The organism is Candidatus Symbiopectobacterium sp. NZEC127, from assembly GCF_025962675.1.
Classification (GTDB): Bacteria; Pseudomonadota; Gammaproteobacteria; order Enterobacterales; family Enterobacteriaceae; genus Symbiopectobacterium.
On the sequence record NZ_JAGFPG010000001.1, the window covers coordinates 380,126 to 398,430 of the forward strand.

12 protein-coding genes are annotated in these 18,305 nt (G+C 55.8%); 6 read left to right on the forward strand and 6 right to left on the reverse strand.

From position 1 onward, the window contains the following. Positions 1-101: 101 nt before the first annotated feature. From aat to trxB, 4 genes are all read right to left on the reverse strand, one after another. Positions 102-815, reverse strand: a complete 714-nt coding sequence (gene aat / locus J5069_RS01745; protein WP_264643694.1) for a leucyl/phenylalanyl-tRNA--protein transferase — start codon at positions 813-815, stop codon at positions 102-104. Then, the gene (cydC, locus tag J5069_RS01750) at positions 815-2,575 is read right to left on the reverse strand and encodes a heme ABC transporter ATP-binding protein/permease CydC (protein WP_264642228.1); all 1,761 of its coding nucleotides are present in this window, start codon (positions 2,573-2,575) and stop codon (positions 815-817) included. The genes aat and cydC overlap by 1 nt, the downstream gene beginning before the upstream one ends. Before the next feature lies 1 nt (position 2,576). Further along, on the reverse strand, positions 2,577-4,340 hold the full coding sequence (gene cydD / locus J5069_RS01755) for a heme ABC transporter permease/ATP-binding protein CydD (protein ID WP_264642229.1): 1,764 nt from the start codon (positions 4,338-4,340) through the stop codon (positions 2,577-2,579). Positions 4,341-4,576: 236 nt separating this feature from the next. Continuing rightward, positions 4,577-5,536 carry a thioredoxin-disulfide reductase gene (gene trxB, locus J5069_RS01760; protein WP_264642230.1) on the reverse strand — a complete coding sequence of 320 codons (960 nt, stop codon included), beginning with the start codon at positions 5,534-5,536 and terminating at the stop codon, positions 4,577-4,579. A gap of 548 nt (positions 5,537-6,084) precedes the next feature. On the opposite strand from trxB, the gene lrp reads away from it, so the two are divergent. The 6 genes from lrp (at position 6,085) to J5069_RS01790 (ending at position 14,940) form a co-directional block, all read left to right on the forward strand. After that, on the forward strand, positions 6,085-6,579 hold the full coding sequence (gene lrp, locus J5069_RS01765) for a leucine-responsive transcriptional regulator Lrp (protein WP_196906846.1): 495 nt from the start codon (positions 6,085-6,087) through the stop codon (positions 6,577-6,579). A gap of 117 nt (positions 6,580-6,696) precedes the next feature. Next, entirely contained in the window at positions 6,697-10,125 is a 3,429-nt protein-coding gene (locus J5069_RS01770; RefSeq protein WP_264642231.1) for a DNA translocase FtsK 4TM domain-containing protein, read from the forward strand. A 145-nt stretch (positions 10,126-10,270) separates the two neighbouring features. Beyond that, positions 10,271-10,882, forward strand: coding sequence for an outer membrane lipoprotein chaperone LolA (gene lolA / locus J5069_RS01775; protein WP_264642232.1), 612 nt, complete (start codon positions 10,271-10,273; stop codon positions 10,880-10,882). 7 nt (positions 10,883-10,889) lie between these two features. Continuing rightward, a complete protein-coding gene (locus J5069_RS01780) occupies positions 10,890-12,233 on the forward strand; it encodes a replication-associated recombination protein A (RefSeq protein WP_264642233.1) in 1,344 nt (447 codons plus the stop codon). 97 nt (positions 12,234-12,330) lie between these two features. Beyond that, positions 12,331-13,626: a serine--tRNA ligase gene (gene serS, locus J5069_RS01785; RefSeq protein ID WP_264642234.1), complete on the forward strand. Its 1,296-nt coding sequence runs from the start codon at positions 12,331-12,333 to the stop codon at positions 13,624-13,626. Positions 13,627-13,791: 165 nt separating this feature from the next. After that, positions 13,792-14,940, forward strand: a complete 1,149-nt coding sequence (locus tag J5069_RS01790) for an MFS transporter (RefSeq protein ID WP_264642235.1) — start codon at positions 13,792-13,794, stop codon at positions 14,938-14,940. Between the two features lie 43 nt (positions 14,941-14,983). Here the strand turns inward: J5069_RS01790 and pflA are convergent, their stop codons facing one another. Together pflA and pflB are read right to left on the reverse strand one after the other, a co-directional pair. Then, on the reverse strand, positions 14,984-15,724 hold the full coding sequence (pflA, locus tag J5069_RS01795; protein WP_264642236.1) for a pyruvate formate lyase 1-activating protein: 741 nt from the start codon (positions 15,722-15,724) through the stop codon (positions 14,984-14,986). Between the two features lie 261 nt (positions 15,725-15,985). Beyond that, on the reverse strand, positions 15,986-18,268 hold the full coding sequence (gene pflB / locus J5069_RS01800) for a formate C-acetyltransferase (protein WP_264642237.1): 2,283 nt from the start codon (positions 18,266-18,268) through the stop codon (positions 15,986-15,988). Between the last annotated feature and the right edge of the window lie 37 nt (positions 18,269-18,305).

Here is an 18,305-nt window from a genome sequence, read left to right on the forward strand (position 1 = left end):
ACTTTTTAACGGGCACGATAATGCCGAAAAACCGGCATTATGTAAAGGATCGTTGATCATCTCAACCGCAACTTTCGGATAAGAAGGGCGCAACGGCATGCTTATTCCCCCCCGATTGGAGCCAAAGGAAGGGCTTGCGGATGCCAACTGGATGCCGCGAGTGGGACGTCCTGCAACGCGCGTAGCGCCGTCAGATACCTCGCGCGCGACACCTCTGTGGCGCCAAGAGAAGCCGTGTGAGCGTTTAGCACCTGACAATCGAGTAACTGCCCGCCGCAGCGCATAAAATGCGTGACAAGGGCAACCAGGGCGCATTTAGAGGCGTTGTCGCGACTGCTGAACATCGACTCGCCACAAAACAGCTTTCCTTGCGCAATGCCGTACAGTCCACCCACCAGTTCATCGTTGTGCCAGACTTCGATGGAGTGCGCATGCCCCTGCTGATGCAGTGTGCAGTAGGCGGCAATCATCTCTGGGCTGATCCAGGTTCCTTCCTGACGCGCGTGAGCGCAGGCGTGTATCACGGCAGCGAACGCGTAGTTTAGCGTGATGTGAAAAGGCTGCTTACGCATGAACTTGTGCAGGCTACGGCTGATATGCAGTGCCTCAGGATGCAATATTGCGCGGGGATCCGGAGACCACCACAGAATGGGATCACCGGGCGAGTACCAGGGAAAAATACCGGCTCGATACGCCGCCAAGACTCTGCCAGGCGATAGGTCTCCGCCAAAGGCCAATAAGCCGTTGGGATCTGCCAACGCTTTTTCCACCGGAGGAAACAGCGTGGTATTGGGTGACAGTTGAAATAGCTGCATCATGCCTGCCGGGTGGCGTGTTGATGGAACTGCCAATAGCGGCCGCGTGCTGCCAGTAGATCGGCATGGCGACCCTGCTCAACCAGGCGACCATTATCCAGTACGCAAATACGATCCAGAGACGCCAGATCGTGCAAGCGATGGGTAATGATGAGAACCGTTTTGCCGTGGGTGTGTTCACGCAGTAGATGCAGTATTTTCTGCTCGGTATCGGCGTCCAGCCCTTCGGTTGGTTCATCCAGCAACACCAAGGGGGCAGGGTGGAGTAAGGCGCGAGCCAGCCCCAGGCGGCGTTGTTCCCCGCCGGAGAGTTGACGTCCGCCTTCACCGATCCAGGCATTAAGGCCCTCTGACGTTTCCAGCAGATTGCCTAATCCTACTTGTTCCAGTTGTTGGCTCAGTTGGGCATCGCTGGCTTGCGGTGCAGCCAGCAGCAGGTTGTCACGCAGTGTGGCGCTAAAAATATGTATCCGCTGTGGCACCACGCTCATCATGCCGCGCAGCGCCGGTTCACTCCACTGTGCGAGCGGCAGGCCGTTCAGGGTAATGTCCCCGGTGTCGCAGTCCCAGGCGCGGGTCAGTAATTGCAATAGCGTTGATTTGCCACACCCGGTACGCCCCAGCAGCGCAATGTGTTCGCCCGGCGCGATATCCAGCGTAATGTCCTGCAATACCGGCAGCGGTTGTCCGGGATAGGTGAAACTCACCCGCTGTAATGACAGCGTTGCCGTCGCGGTTGAGGTTGAGGAGGGGGTTGTCGTTGTGAAAACCACCGCAGGCTGCTGACGTAAAATCTGGTCAACGCGCGTGGCTGATGCGATCACCTGGCCCATGTGTTGAAACGCACCGGTAACCGGGCCTAACGCTTCGAACGCGGCCAGTGCGGCAAACACAAACAGGGCAATCAACGCCCCCGGTTGTGTGTCTCCGCCAATCCCCGCCGCCGCCAGCCAGAGCATGGCGGTAACGGTAAAACCGGTGCAGAGCAGCATCAGTGCCTGCGACAGGCCCGTCAGACGCGCCTGACGCTGCTGCTGCGTCAGCCAGGCCTGTTCCGTGTCGGCGAGCAGGCGGCGAAAGGCGACTTGTGCGCCAAACAGGGTTAATTCGGCTTGCCCCTGTAGCCAGGTGGTTAACTGGGTGCGATAACGCGAGCGCAACAGCGTGAGGTGGGTACCAATCGGTTTACCTGCACGATAGAACACCGGCGGTAGCAAGGCTAACAGCAGCAGCATAATGGTGCCGAGGGTCAATGCCAGCGAGGTGTCCAGCCAGCTCAGTCCGTAAGTGACCGCCAGAATCACCACCAGCGCGCTGACCAACGGCGATATGACGCGTAAGTAGAGGTGATCGAGCGTATCAACATCGGCAACCAGACGATTTAGCAGGTCGGCCTGACGAAACTGGGCGAGCCCGCCCGGTGAAAGCGGAAGCGTGCGCGAAAAGGTAAAAACACGCAGGTGTTGCAGTACGCGGAAGGTCGCGTCATGACTCACCAGACGCTCGGCATAGCGCCCGGCGGTGCGCAGGATCGCCGCACCGCGCACGCCCGCCGCAGGCAGCATGTAGTTGAAGGTCATCAATCCGGCAAGGCCCGCCAGTGACGCCCCAGCGAGAAACCAACCGGAGAGCGTCAGCAACCCAATACTCGCCAGCAGTGTGATAATGGCAAGCACTACGCCGATGCTGAGCCGCCAAATGTGGCGACGATACAGCAGGAGAAAGGGTTTCAGTACCTGTAATGGGGTATTCTGCGACATATTAGTAAGCTCCCTGACGCTGCGCCAGAAGATCGGCAAACGGCCCTGGCTGTTGACTCAGCGTGTGGTAGTCACCCTGCTGCGCCAGCCGTCCTTTTTCCATCACCCATACGCTGTCGTAATGGCGGGTGTCATCAAGGCGATGCGTCACCAGTAACGTGGTTTGCTGGCGTGCGGCGTTTTCCAAGGCGTGCATGACGCGCTGTTCACTGTGTGAATCCAGACTGGCCGTCGGTTCATCCAGAAGGAGTAACTGCGAGTGCTTTAACAATGCCCGTGCAACGGCAACGCGTTGCGCCTGCCCGACAGAGAGTCGCGCTGCGCCATCACCCACCACGGTATCAAGACCCTGTGGCAACAGGGGCAGAAACTCGTGCACGTAAGCGTGTTCCACCGCCTGTTGCAGCGCGTCCTCGCTAGCGTGTGGATTCCCCAACAGAATATTGCTGCGCAGCGTTTCTTCTGGCAAATGTGGATTTTGTCCCAACCAACTGAGGTGTTTACGCCATGCATTGGCATCCAGCGCATGCAGTTCCTGCCCGTTGATACACAGCGAGCCGCGATAGGGTAAAAAACCGAGCAGCACGTTAAGCAATGAACTTTTACCTGCACCGCTCACGCCGACCAGCGCTACCCGCTGTCCCGGCTCGAGCGTAAAGGTCAGCGGTTCGGTTAACGCAGTGCCAGTGGGCGATAGCACCACCAGTTGGTCAGCCCGGATGGCAATGGTTTCAGCGTCAAAAGGCTGTGTGCCGAGGCCGACCTCTTCCGCTTCCGCAGTAAGAAAGCTCACCAGCGATTCCGCTGCGCCGACCGCCTGCGCTTTTGCGTGATAAAATGTGCCCAGATCGCGCAACGGCTGGAAAAACTCGGGGGCGAGAATCAAGACCAGAAAGCCGGCAAACAGGGTGACGCCGGTACCATAATGGCCAAAGTTCAGCTCGCCAAGATAAGAAAAGCCGAAATATACCGCGACGACCGCGATGGAGATAGAGGCAAAAAACTCCAGTACGCCGGAGGAAAGGAATGCCATGCGCAGCACTTCCATGGTGCGGCTGCGAAAATCTTCCGACGCCCGGCGAATGTCATCCACTTCTGCCGCCCCGCGATGAAACAGTCGCAACGTCTCCATGCCGCGCAACCGATCGAGAAAGTGACCGCTCAGCCGCGCCAGTGCCAGAAAATTACGGCGGTTGGCATCCGCAGCCCCCATGCCGACCAGCGCCATAAACAACGGGATCAGTGGGGCAGTCACCAGCAAGATAAGCGCTGCGGCCCAGTTGATGGGAAACACCGCGGCCAGAATCAACAGCGGAATCAAGGCGGCAAGGTACATTTGTGGAAGATAGCGCGCATAGTAATCCTGCATATCTTCGACCTGCTCTAAAATCAGCGTGGCCCAACTGCCGGCCGGCTTTCCCTGCACCCAGGCGGGACCCAGGCGCTGTAATTTCTCCAGCACCTGATGGCGAATTTGTCGCCGCACTGCCTCACCACAGCGAAAGCCTACCTGCTCGCGCAACCAGTGGTTGAGTGCACGTGCGGCGAACAATCCAACCAACAGCATGAAGGGGGTGACAAGTGCCTGACGCGACACGTGCTCAATAATCAAGGCGTGCAACAATGTCGCCAACACCCACGCCTGTGCCACGATCAGCAGGCCGCTTACCAACCCCAGCAGTAAAGAGAGGCGGAGCCAGCGTTGTGCCAGTTTGCTCTGTTGTTTTAGCCAGCGTGCAAGTTGTTGCTGTCGAGTCTGTTTCATAGAGTACCGGGCTGCGCTATAGAAAGGGGAATACCCAAAAGGCCAACCTTTATGTAACTGTTATATAACAAAAAGCGGGCAGGTATTCAGCGTAGACTCATGTTACCGCGCTAAAGTGCAGGTGCAAACCAAAAGGAGAGAGAAAATGCGGGGAGAGATCAATTTTGCCAAAAGGGAGCCAGAATAACCCCCGTATTCAGGTGGGACGATCTGAATACGGAGGAAAGGGCAGCAGATTATCGGGTCGCTAGGCCATCCAGATAGCGCTCTGCATCCAGCGCGGCCATGCAACCCGTACCGGCCGAGGTAATGGCCTGACGGTAGATATGATCCATCACGTCGCCTGCGGCAAACACACCAGGGATGCTGGTTTGCGTGGCGTTGCCGTGGATACCGGACTGGACCTTGATATAGCCGTTTTCCAGCGCCAGTTGGCCGTCAAAAATGGCGGTGTTGGGGCTGTGGCCAATCGCGATAAATACGCCAGCTAGCGCCAGCTCTTCGCTCTCATCCGTGTGGGTGTTACGAAGACGAACGCCGGTCACGCCCATGTCATCGCCCAGTACTTCGTCCAGCGTGCGATCGGTGTGCAGCACAATGTTACCGTTCTGCACTTTGTCCATCAGACGATCGATCAGGATTTTCTCTGCGCGAAAGCTGTCACGACGGTGGATTAAGTGAACTTGTTGCGCAATGTTGGACAGATAAAGCGCTTCTTCTACTGCGGTATTGCCGCCACCGACTACGGCAACGCGCTGGTTACGGTAAAAGAACCCGTCACAGGTTGCGCAGGCAGACACGCCTTTGCCTTTGAATGCCTCTTCGGAAGGCAGACCGATATAGCGAGCAGAAGCACCGGTCGCCACGATCAAGGCGTCACAGGTATATTCTTCACTGTCGCCAAACAGACGGAACGGACGCTGTTGCAAATCAACACGCTGAATGTGATCGAAGATGATCTCGGTGTTGAACTTTTCGGCATGAGCGTGCATGCGGTCCATCAGCAACGGCCCGGTAAGCCCTTCCGCGTCGCCCGGCCAGTTTTCCACTTCCGTCGTGGTCGTCAACTGCCCGCCTTTTTCCATGCCAGTAATCAATACCGGATGCAGGTTGGCGCGCGCGGCGTACACCGCAGCGGTATAGCCCGCGGGGCCAGAACCTAGAATCAATAGCTTGTGGTGCTTGACGGTACCCATGTGTTCCTCTTTTTTGCAACGGTCTACTTAACGCCGATTGTAAGGAAATTACCGGGCTAAAAAAAGTAGGCAGCAAAATTGTTACCTATTTGTTTAATCGGTTGCGCCAATAACCCATACAATTCACTGATAAGACAGCGTCATTTATTAGCAAAATGATTGAAAATGGTCTTACCGAGCGAGCAGTAGGGTTTTATTTGGCAGTTTCTTCTGATTTTCATTGTTTTGCTTTGACAATCGGCTACCGTTTTGCGAAAACATCTAAGGAAGAGGAAACTATTTGTATGTGAATGGTTGAAAGCTCGGTTTTTCTTTATGTTGTGGCTTTTACCGTGCGACCCGATGAGGGTGCGTTTATAACAGGACAGACAGGGTGTTATAAACGCAGGGATGACATCGCGGTACGCCGTGGCGGTGAAAGGAAAGTGACGTAAAGCGACCCTTGATATACCAAATAGACAGCGCGTCTTCTTTTAGGGCTGCTCTGATACATTGATGTGGGTCGGAGTGTAGCAAGGGCAAGGACGTAGTGAAGAGAGACAATAAGAATGGTAGACACAAAAAAACGACCGGGAAAAGATCTTGATCGCATCGATCGCAATATCCTGAATGAGCTACAAAAAGACGGCCGAATCTCCAACGTGGAACTTTCCAAACGCGTGGGGCTTTCTCCTACGCCGTGTCTGGAACGCGTGCGCCGCCTGGAGCGTCAGGGCTTTATCAATGGCTATACCGCATTGTTGAACCCGCATTACCTCGACGCTTCACTGCTGGTGTTTGTGGAGATCACGCTGAACCGCGGTGCGCCTGATGTTTTTGAGCAGTTCAACACTGCCGTGCAGAAACTGGAAGAGATTCAGGAGTGTCATCTGGTCTCCGGGGATTTCGACTATCTGCTGAAAACACGCGTGCCGGATATGTCCGCTTACCGTAAGCTGCTGGGTGAAACCTTACTGCGTTTGCCGGGTGTGAACGATACCCGTACCTACGTGGTGATGGAAGAAGTAAAACAGAGCAATCGTCTGGTGATCAGAACGCGCTAAACGCAGGGGTGCAAAGCCCGCTAATTTCAGCTACACTCCTGTGAATATATACAGTCACAGCGCCGAGTTCGCCTCGGCGTTTTGTCATGAACATGAACAGGACCCCTGGAGAGACGCTTGAGCCAGGAATACACCGAAGACAAAGACGTGGCGCTGAAGAAACTCAGCGGCAGTCGTCGTTTATTGGAAGCGATTTTAATCGTTGTCGCGCTATTCGCCGTTTATTTGAGCGTAGCGCTGTTAAGTTTCAGCCCGTCTGACCCGAGTTGGTCACAAACTGCCTGGCATGAGCCCATTCATAATCTGGGCGGTGGCGTCGGCGCGTGGCTGGCCGATACGCTGTTTTTCATCTTTGGCGTGCTGGCTTATGCCATTCCGCCGATCATGCTGTCGCTGTGCTGGGTGGCCTTTCGCCAGCGCGATAATCAGAGCGATGTCGATCTGTTTACTCTGTCTTTGCGCCTGATTGGCACCTTGGCGCTGATCCTGACGTCCTGCGGTCTGGCAGCACTCAATGTGGACGATCTCTACTATTTCGCTTCTGGCGGCGTGCTGGGCAGTTTGCTGAGCAGTTCAATGGTCCCGCGTTTCAACAGCATGGGCGCTACGCTGATTCTGCTCTGCGTCTGGGCGGCGGGCTTGACGCTGTTTACCGGTTGGTCATGGTTGACCATTGCGGAAAAGATCGGCGGGGCCGTATTAGGCTGTCTGACGTTCTTCTCTAACCGTTCGCGCGCAGAAGAAAACTACCGTGATGACGATTTGCACGACAATGCGGATCGGGAGAGTGAACAACCCGATACGTTAACCGCATCAACGGAGGCAATAACAGAAGATGTGGATGCGGATGATATATTGCTGGCACCGCCGCCGCGTGAGCGCGCCGCTGATGAAACAGGGCAAAACAGCACGCTGAGCGTCGCTGATGATCACATCACGCCGGTGCAGGAATCGGCTCCGGTTGATACGGTGCCAGACCCAGTGGCTGCGCCCAGCGCATTCAACCCTGCGACGCCAGCAACCGCCGTCAGCCACGACACCACTGCGCCGGATTCATTGCCGCCGCTTTACGCGTTTGAATTGCCACAGGCGGCTACGCGGGAAAATACCCCGTTCCCCGCCTTTTCGCCCTCGCAGGTGCCCGATCGCGATCGCACGCCGCCGCTGGGCGCTATGCATGAACTGGGTGCTCCCGCCGTGGCAACGGCCACGCCTGCGTCTACCGATATCGTGTCCTTTATGCCCGCCTTTACGGCCGCTGGGGAGGATAATCCTCAGGTGAAACAGGGGATGGGGCCGGAATTGCCGCGCCCAAATCCGGTGCGGATTCCTACCCGGCGTGAACTGGCGTCCTATGGTATCAAGTTGCCCTCGCAGCGTCAGGCGGAAGAGCAAGAGCGAGAAGCGCAACGTCAGGTTCAGTCCCAGCCTGAAATCGGCGAAATGGCAGCGCCAGACGCTGCTGACGTTGACGAGGCCGCACAAGAGTCCGCCTTGCGCCAGGCTTATCTGGAGCAACAAGAGCAGCGCTACGGCGAGGACTATGCCGAACGCGAGCAGGATGAAGAGGCGCTGTTGCAGGCACAATTGGCGCAGGCGTTTTCTCAGCAGCAGCAGGCGCGTTATGAGGCCAGTGCAGCGCCAGATAGCCCGAGCGCAACGCCAGTCGTCGAGCCGATAGGTACCAAAGAGGCGGCCTCACTCAGTGCGGCGGCGGCCTTTGTCGCCGGTGTCGCTGTTGATGCAGATGCGAATGAACCTGTCTTCTCTTTCTCGCCGTTTAACGATTTGGTGGATGAATCGCCTAAAGAGCCCCTGTTTACCCTGTCGCCTGCCGATGTGGCTGAGCCCGAGCAGGCAGCCGTGCCCCCGTCGCCCACATGGCGTGCGGTGACCGACGACGATGATCGCCCGGCAACGCACGCGCATCCGGTGACGGCGTCCCAACATGATGAGCAGTCCGCGTATGAGGATGAGCCGCAAAGCGATGCCGCGCCGTCATTGATGGATAGCCTGATTCATCCTTTCCTGATGCGTAACGATCAGCCGCTGCAAAAGCCAACCACACCGCTGCCGACGTTGGAGCTGCTTACGGCACCACCGGAAAACGAAGCCCCGGTTGACCATTTTGAGCTTGAACAGACGGCGCGTCTGATTGAAGCGCGTCTGGCGGATTATCGCATCAACGCTAGCGTGGTGGGGTACGATGCAGGGCCAGTGATTACCCGTTTTGAGCTGGATTTGGCTCCCGGCGTGAAAGCCGCGCGTATTTCCAACCTGTCACGCGATCTGGCGCGCTCGCTGTCGGTTGTGGCGGTGCGCGTGGTGGAAGTTATCCCCGGCAAACCGTATGTCGGGCTGGAACTGCCGAATAAACTGCGCCATACGGTTCATCTGCGCGAAGTGCTGGATTGCAAGGCATTTCGTGATAACCCGTCGCCACTGGCGGTGGTGCTGGGCAAAGATATTGCCGGTCAGCCGGTAGTGGCCGACCTGGCGCGGATGCCGCATCTGCTGGTGGCCGGGACGACAGGGTCGGGTAAATCTGTCGGCGTGAACACCATGATTATCAGCATGCTGTACAAGGCAACGCCGCAGGATGTGCGCTTTATCATGATCGACCCCAAAATGCTGGAGCTGTCAGTCTACGAAGGTATCCCGCATCTGCTGACCGAAGTGGTTACCGACATGAAAGATGCGGCGAATGCGCTGCGCTGGTGTGTCGGTGAAATGGACCGCCGCTATAAGCTGATGTCGGCCTTGGGCGTGCGTAATCTCGAAGGCTATAACGAGCGGGTGAAAGCGGCGGAAACCATGGGGCGTCCGATCCCTGATCCGTTCTGGAAACCCGGCGACAGCATGGATACCACACCGCCAGTACTGGAGAAATTACCCTTTATCGTGGTAATGGTGGATGAGTTTGCCGATCTGATGATGGCGGTTGGCAAAAAGGTGGAAGAGCTGATCGCTCGCCTGGCGCAGAAAGCGCGCGCGGCCGGTATCCATCTGGTGCTGGCGACGCAACGGCCTTCCGTGGACGTTATCACTGGCCTCATCAAGGCCAATATTCCGACGCGTATCGCCTTTACCGTGTCGAGCAAGATTGATTCGCGCACCATTCTCGATCAGGGCGGTGCAGAATCGCTGCTGGGGATGGGGGATATGCTGTATATGGCACCAAACTCCTCCATTCCGGTGCGCGTGCACGGCGCGTTTGTTCGCGATCAGGAAGTCCATGCCGTGGTACTGGACTGGAAAGCGCGTGGGCGTCCGCAGTACATTGACAATATCACCAGTGCCAGCGACGACGGCGAAGGCGGTAATCTGGAGTTTGGCGGTGATGAAGATCTGGATCCGCTGTTCGATCAGGCGGTGGCCTTTGTTGTAGAAAAACGGCGAGCCTCCATTTCTGGCGTGCAACGTCAATTCCGCATCGGCTACAATCGTGCCGCGCGCATTGTGGAACAGATGGAAATGCAAGGCATCGTCAGCGCGCCGGGGCATAATGGCAACCGAGACGTGTTGGCGCCGCCACCCATGGACTGATGCCATTTACAGACAATTCGCCTACCGAAGCGCGTGATTCTCTGGCAATAGTTATGGGTAGCACGACGAGCAGTACGACAGGTGCAAAGTACGATAGTCAGATCGCGATGGCGGTCTTTTGAATCGACAGCAAAGGATGTAAATAATGAGAACAGGCTTAGTGGCAGGCGTGCTGATCGCCGGGATGACGTCCAGCGCGGTCTATGCCGATGCGGCGAGCGATTTACAGAGCCGACTGAATAAAGTGAACAGCTTCCACGCGACGTTCACCCAGAAAGTCACTAGCGCTGAAGGGACGGCGGTGCAGGAAGGTCAGGGCGAACTCTGGCTGAAACGCCCAAATCTGTTCAACTGGAAGACCACCGCGCCGGATGAAAGCGTGCTGATCTCTGATGGCAAGACGCTGTGGTTCTACAACCCGTTCGTTGAACAGGTGACAGCGACCTGGCTGAAGGAGGCCACGGGCAATACGCCCTTTATGCTCATCACCCGTAACGATGCCAGCGAATGGGGCCAGTATAACGTGCGTCAGCAAGGGGATGATTTTGAGCTAACGCCGAAAGCGGCCAAGGGCAATCTGAAACAGTTTGCCATCAACGTCAATGCCAGCGGCACCATCAAGAGCTTTGTCGCGACGGAGCAGGATGGACAACGCAGCAGTTACACCCTGAAAAACCAGCAAAACGGCGCTGTGGATAGCAGCAAGTTCACCTTTACGCCGCCAAAAGGCGTGACGCTGGACGATCAACGGCAGTGAGGCCATCGTGAGTAACCTGTCGCTGGATTTTTCGGACAATAGCTTTCAGCCTCTGGCCGCACGTATGCGGCCCGCTACGTTGGCGCAATATATCGGTCAACAGCATCTGTTAGGCGCGGGTAAACCCTTGCCGCGAGCGATAGAGGCGGGGCAGTTACACTCCATGATTCTATGGGGACCGCCGGGCACCGGAAAAACCACGCTGGCAGAACTGATTGGCCACTATGGACAAGCCGACGTGGAGCGGATCTCTGCCGTGACCTCCGGCATCAAAGAGATTCGCGAAGCGATAGAGCGTGCGCGGCAGAATCGCGATGCCGGACGCCGTACCATCCTGTTCGTGGACGAAGTCCATCGCTTCAACAAGAGTCAGCAGGATGCCTTTCTGCCGCACATTGAAGACGGCACCATCACCTTCATTGGCGCAACCACCGAAAACCCTTCCTTTGAGCTTAATTCGGCGCTGCTGTCGCGTGCGCGCGTCTATTTGCTGAAGGCGCTCACCGCAGAAGATATCCAACAGGTGTTGCAGCAGGCGATGACCGATAGCGCGCGAGGGTTTGGCGGGCAGAACATCGTATTGCCACCCGAGACGCAGCGGTTGCTGGCTGAACTGGTGAACGGCGATGCGCGGCGCGCATTGAACAGTCTGGAAATGATGGCGGATATGGCCGAGGTCGACGCGCAGGGCAACCGAGTGCTGACACCTGAATTGCTGCACGAAGTGTCGGGCGAGCGTAGTGCGCGCTTCGATAACAAAGGCGATCGTTACTACGACCTCATTTCTGCACTGCATAAATCGGTGCGTGGATCGGCTCCTGATGCCGCACTGTATTGGTATGCTCGTATTATCACCGCCGGTGGCGATCCGCTCTATGTTGCACGGCGTCTGTTGGCGATAGCCTCCGAAGATGTGGGCAATGCCGATCCGCGGGGAATGCAGGTGGCGATCGCTGCCTGGGATTGCTTCACCCGTGTGGGTCCGGCAGAGGGCGAGCGTGCTATTGCTCAGGCGATTGTCTATCTGGCCTGTGCACCAAAGAGTAATGCGGTCTACACCGCGTTTAAAGCGGCGATGCAAGATGCCAGAGAGAAACCGGATTACGATGTGCCGGAGCACTTGCGTAATGCCCCCACCAAACTGATGAAAGAGATGGGGTTGGGTGCCGAATACCGCTACGCCCATGATGAACCCAATGCGTATGCCGCGGGTGAGGACTATTTCCCTCAAGCCTTAGCGCAAACGCGCTACTATCAGCCAACGTCACGGGGTCTGGAAGCCAAAATTGGTGAAAAGCTGGCCTGGCTGACTGCACAGGATCAAAATAGCCCGACAAAACGCTACCGCTGAACTGGGCGTTGCGGTAAGGTTATAAGGTTCTTTTCTGCCGCGCGACGGGTGTCGCGCAACGTAAAATTTCACCAAAAAATATCAAAACAGGATTAGCATGCTCGATCCCAATTTACTGCGTAATGAGCTAGACGCAGTTGCCGAAAAGCTACTGGCTCGCAGAGGTTTTAAACTGGATGTAGACACGCTGCGTCAACAAGAAGAACGCCGCAAAGTGCTACAAGTAGAAACGGAAAGTCTGCAAGCAGAGCGTAACTCCCGATCGAAAGAGATCGGTGCGGCTAAAGCTCGTGGTGAAGATATCGAACCGTTGCGTCGCGAAGTGAATACCCTGGGTGAAAAGCTGGATGCGGCCAAAGCCGAGCTGGATGCGTTGCAAAATGCCATTCGTGAGCTGGCGTTAACCATTCCGAATATGCCGGATGACGCTGTGCCGTTGGGCAAAGATGAGCACGATAACCAGGAAATCAGCCGCTGGGGTGAGCCACGTCAGTTCGATTTCCCGGTGCGCGATCACGTTGATTTAGGCGAACTGGCAAAAGGCGTTGATTTCGCTGCAGGCGTTAAACTGACCGGCGCGCGTTTCGTTGTCATGAAAGGGCAGATTGCTCGCCTGCATCGCGCACTGTCACAATTTATGCTGGATCTGCATACCGAACAGCACGGTTATCAGGAGGCCTATGTGCCTTATCTGGTTAACCATGCCACGCTGTACGGTACCGGTCAGTTGCCGAAGTTTGGTGAAGACCTGTTCCACACCAAACCGTTGGATGAAGAAGCGGAAAGCAGCAATTATGCGCTGATCCCGACGGCGGAAGTGCCGTTGACCAATCTGGTGCGTGACGAAATTCTGGACGAAGACACACTGCCGATCAAAATGACGGCGCATACTCCGTGTTTCCGTTCTGAAGCGGGCTCTTATGGCCGTGATACCCGTGGTCTGATCCGTATGCACCAGTTTGACAAAGTGGAACTGGTGCAGATTGTGCGCCCGGAAGACTCTATGGATGCGCTGGAAACGCTGACGACGCATGCGGAAACCGTGCTGCAACTGCTGCAACTGCCGTATCGCAAAGTGTTGTTGTGCACCGGTGACATGGGTTTTGGCTCAACCAAAACCTACGATCTGGAAGTGTGGCTGCCAGCGCAGAATACCTACCGTGAAATCTCTTCTTGCTCCAACATGGGCGATTTCCAGGCTCGCCGTATGCAAGCGCGCTGCCGCAACAAAAGCGACAAAAAAACGCGCCTGGTGCATACGCTGAACGGTTCCGGTCTGGCGGTTGGACGTACACTGGTTGCCGTGCTGGAAAACTATCAGCAGGCGGACGGGCGTATTGCGATTCCAGATGTGCTGCGTCCTTATATGGGCGGGCTGGAGTTTATCGGCTAAACACCCTGTTTCTCCGTTGTTACAAGCGCCCTTCGGGGCGCTTTTTGCATTATGGCCGCGCGATATCACAAAACGTGCGGACCGAGATTGCCCTCGTTGACTTTTAAACGCGCAGTGGCATGATGCGCACACACTTCCTTGTTGTATTGGTTACCCACGCCCACTATGTCTGCTTTTTCTCGCCCAGTGCTGTTATTGCTCTGCGGCCTTATGCTGCTTACGGTTTGTATCGCTGTGCTTAATACGCTGGTTCCGTTATGGCTCAACTATCAGCATGCTTCCGTGTGGCAAGTGGGCGTCGTGGGGTCATCCTATTTTGCGGGTAATTTGCTGGGGACGCTGTTGGCCGGACGCTTGATTCTCCGCCAAGGGTTTAACCACAGCTACTACCTCGCCGCTGTGCTGTTTGGTGTGGCGACATTGGGGCTGATGTTGTCCACGGACGTAATCAGTTGGCTGGTATGGCGCTTTGTTGCAGGCGTCGGCTGCGCGCTGATTTGGGTGGTGGTGGAAAGCGCGCTGTTGTGCAGCGGCTCATCCGCGCACCGTGGGCAACTGCTGGCCGCCTATATGGTGGCCTATTATCTGGGGAGCGTCGTTGGTCAGCTCTATGTCGGCGTGCTGCCAACCGCAGTGGCGAGTGTTATCCCCTGGATGGTGATGTTGATTGTGCTCGCCGTGCTACCGTTGCTGTGTACCCGTTTACCGCGTCTGGCGCAGCCGGATCATCCGGTTCATGTCGGGAAAATGCTGCGTAAGCGCAGTGCGCGGCTGGGCATCAATGGCTGTGTGATTTCTGGCGTGATACTGGGGTCGCTGTATGGTCTGATGCCGCTTTATCTCTCCCACAGTGGTACCAGCGATGCCGACGTCGGGTATTGGATGGCGCTGTTGATTGGTGCCGGTATCGTCGGCCAGTGGCCGGTGGGGCGCATGGCGGATCGCTATGGACGCTTGCTGGTGCTGCGCGTGCTGGTGTTTGCGGTGATTGTCGCCTGCGTTGCGCTCTTGAGCGTTGGGCATCTGGTGATGGCACCTGCGCTGTTTTTGTTGGGTGGAGCCGGTTTCACGCTCTATCCGGTAGCGATGTCCTGGGCGTGCGAAACGGTACGTCATGAAGAACTGGTGGCGATGAACCAGTCATTGCTGCTCAGTTACACCGTTGGCAGCCTGGTTGGCCCCAGTATGGCGGCTGCGCTGATGCAAACCTATTCCGACCGTGTGCTGTTTGTGCTGATTGCCGCCGTATCGTTGGTTTATTTGGTCATGCTGCTGAAGAAAAGCGATCGCCATCCAAAACCGTTGGCGGCGTAATGCGGAGCCCCACGCTTCCCAATGGGTAAGCGTGGGGAGGACATCAGTAAATAACCTTATGCCCGTAGCTTTGCAGTATCGACTGCACGCGGTTCATGGTGTCCGCTTTCGGCGGTTTTACACCATCCAGCTTATACTCTTCCCCCATGGCGACCCACTTATGCTTGCCCAGCTCGTGGTAGGGCAGCAATTCGATTTTCTCGATGTTGGTCATGTCCTTGGTGAAATTCCCCAGCAGGTGCGCAGAGGCATCATCATCCGACCAACCGGGGACGACGACGTAGCGAATCCAGGTGCGCTGGTTACGTTTGGCTAAGTAGCGGGCGAATTCCAGCGTGCGGTGGTTGGATACCCCCACCAGATTCTGGTGGATGCCGTCGTCCATCTGTTTCAAATCCAGCATGACCAGATCGGTGACATCCAACAGTTCATCAATCACCGGATCGTAGCGACGCACGAAACCATTGGTGTCGAGGCAGGTATTGATGCCTTCTGCCTGGCACGCGCGGAACCAGTCACGCACAAATTCAGCCTGAAGAATGGCTTCACCGCCCGACGCGGTAACGCCACCGCCAGAGGCATTCATAAAGTGGCGATAGGTCACCACTTCTTTCATCAGATCCTCAACCACGATCTCCTTGCCGCCGTGCGTGTCCCAGGTATCGCGGTTATGGCAATACAGGCAGCGCATCAGGCATCCCTGAAAGAAAACGATGAAACGAATACCGGGACCATCAACGGTTCCGCAGGATTCATAGGAGTGAATGCGACCGATTAGTGACATTGCAAGTGTTTCTCCAAATGTGGCCGTTCAATAGCAGCCGGTGTTAACACGAACAGGGAAATGCAACGGTGCGCCGACGTCATGTAGGACGTGTAATAAACGAACGGTAAACCGTCTCGCCGGTATCGTGTTGAATCTGTTTTGCCAGCCCGCCGCAGTGCAAGGAGCGGGCTGGCAAAACAGGTTATCAGTGCGGGGGTGAGAAAAAGGCCCCACCGGGGTGGAGCCTTTATTTTACGCCTTTTCAGTCAGTCAGGGAAATTACATTGACTGAGTGAAAGTACGGGTAATAACGTCTTGCTGCTGTTCTTTGGTCAGCGAGTTGAAACGCACGGCATAACCAGAAACACGGATGGTCAACTGCGGATATTTTTCCGGGTGTTCCATCGCATCCAACAGCATTTCACGGTTCATCACGTTCACGTTCAGGTGTTGACCACCTTCGATGCTGGATTCGTGGTGGAAGTAACCGTCCATCAGACCTGCCAGGTTAGTCTTACGCACGTCATCATCTTTACCCAACGCGTTAGGTACGATGGAGAAGGTGTAAGAGATACCGTCTTTCGCATAGGCGAACGGCAGTTTGGCAACGGAGGTCAGAGAGGCAACTGCACCTTTCTGATCGCGACCGTGCATCGGGTTAGCACCCGGTCCGAACGGTGCGCCAGCGCGACGGCCATCCGGCGTGTTACCGGTTTTCTTACCATATACCACGTTAGAGGTGATGGTCAGAACAGACTGGGTCGGAGTAGCGCCACGGTAGGTGGTCAGTTTCTGAATTTTCTTCATGAAACGTTCTACCAGGTCACAAGCCAGGTCATCAACACGCGGGTCGTTGTTACCGAACTGCGGGTATTCGCCTTCGATGTCGAAGTCGATAGCCAGGCCGTCTGCGTCACGAATCGGTTTCACTTTCGCGTATTTGATGGCAGACAGGGAGTCAGCGGCAACGGACAGACCGGCGATACCACATGCCATGGTACGGAATACGTCACGATCGTGCAGCGCCATCAGCGACGCTTCGTAGCTGTATTTGTCGTGCATGTAGTGGATGATGTTCAATGCAGTGACATACTGCTTGGCCAGCCAATCCATGAAGTGGTCCATACGGTCCATAACCACGTCAAAGTCCAGCACATCGCCTTTGATCGGTTCAGATTTCGGACCGACCTGCATTTTCAGTTTTTCGTCCACGCCGCCGTTGATAGCATATAGCATGGTTTTTGCCAGGTTGGCACGTGCACCGAAGAACTGCATTTGCTTACCGATAACCATCGGGCTAACGCAACAGGCGATAGCATAGTCATCGCTGTTGAAGTCCGGACGCATCAGGTCGTCATTCTCGTATTGCAGAGAAGAGGTATCGATGGACACTTTAGCTGCATACTTCTTGAAGTTCAGCGGCAGTTTTTCAGACCACAGGATAGTGATGTTCGGTTCCGGAGACGGCCCCATGGTGTACAGGGTGTTCAGGAAACGGAAGCTGTTTTTGGTTACCAGCGTACGGCCATCAAGGCCCATACCGCCCAGAGATTCTGTTGCCCAGATCGGGTCACCGGAGAACAACTCATCGTATTCAGGGGTACGCAAGAAGCGCACCATACGCAGTTTCATCACCAGGTGGTCGATCATTTCCTGCGCGTCTTGCTCGGTGATTTTACCGGCTTTCAGGTCACGTTCGAAGAAGATATCCAGGAAGCTGGATACACGACCGAAGGACATGGCGGCACCGTTCTGAGATTTCACCGCAGCCAGGTAGCCGAAGTAAGTCCATTGAACCGCTTCTTTCGCATTGGTAGCCGGAGCAGAGATATCGCAGCCGTATTTGGCAGCCATTTCTTTGATCTGAGACAGCGCATGGTGCTGGTCAGCAATTTCTTCACGCAGACGGATAGTCGCTTCCAGATCTTCGCCGTTTTCCAATTTGGATTGCAGAGAAGTGAACTGAGCGAATTTGTCTTTCATCAGGTAGTCGATACCGTACAGCGCAACGCGACGGTAGTCACCGATGATACGGCCACGGCCATAAGCATCCGGCAGACCGGTCAGCACGCCAGATTTACGGCAGCGCAGGATATCCGGAGTGTAAACATCGAATACACCCTGGTTATGGGTTTTGCGGTATTCGGTGAAGATTTTTTTCAGTTGCGGATCCAGTTCACGGCCATAAACCTTACAGGAACCTTCAACCATTTTGATGCCGCCAAACGGAATCAGCGCACGTTTCAACGGCGCGTCAGTTTGCAGGCCAACGATCTGTTCCAGGCTCTGGTCGATATAACCGGCGTCATGAGAGGTGATGGTCGCTGCAACGTTGGTATCAAAGTCAACCGGCGCGTGAGTGCGGTTTTCTTGTTTGATACCTTCCATAACAGCATCCCACAGCTTGGTGGTTGCCGGAGTAGCGCCAGCCAGGAAGGACTCGTCACCTTCATACGGTGCGTAGTTCTTCTGAATGAAGTCACGTACGTTGACGCCATTCTGCCATTCACCCGCGCTAAAACCTTCCCACGCGTTAGCCAATTTTTCATTCAGTTCGGTCATATTACACCTACCTTTGGTTTGGAATTCATAACCCGAT

Bases quoted from the DNA above. Each gene is read 5' to 3' on its own strand.
- aat (WP_264643694.1), bottom strand. From the start codon at position 815: ATGCAGCTATTTCAACTGTCACCCAATACCACGCTGTTTCCTCCGGTG.
- cydC (WP_264642228.1), bottom strand. From the start codon at position 2,575: ATGTCGCAGAATACCCCATTACAGGTACTGAAACCCTTTCTCCTGCTG.
- cydD (WP_264642229.1), bottom strand. From the start codon at position 4,340: ATGAAACAGACTCGACAGCAACAACTTGCACGCTGGCTAAAACAACAG.
- trxB (WP_264642230.1), bottom strand. From the start codon at position 5,536: ATGGGTACCGTCAAGCACCACAAGCTATTGATTCTAGGTTCTGGCCCC.
- lrp (WP_196906846.1), top strand. From the start codon at position 6,085: ATGGTAGACACAAAAAAACGACCGGGAAAAGATCTTGATCGCATCGAT.
- lolA (WP_264642232.1), top strand. From the start codon at position 10,271: ATGAGAACAGGCTTAGTGGCAGGCGTGCTGATCGCCGGGATGACGTCC.
- serS (WP_264642234.1), top strand. From the start codon at position 12,331: ATGCTCGATCCCAATTTACTGCGTAATGAGCTAGACGCAGTTGCCGAA.
- J5069_RS01790 (WP_264642235.1), top strand. From the start codon at position 13,792: ATGTCTGCTTTTTCTCGCCCAGTGCTGTTATTGCTCTGCGGCCTTATG.
- pflA (WP_264642236.1), bottom strand. From the start codon at position 15,724: ATGTCACTAATCGGTCGCATTCACTCCTATGAATCCTGCGGAACCGTT.
- pflB (WP_264642237.1), bottom strand. From the start codon at position 18,268: ATGACCGAACTGAATGAAAAATTGGCTAACGCGTGGGAAGGTTTTAGC.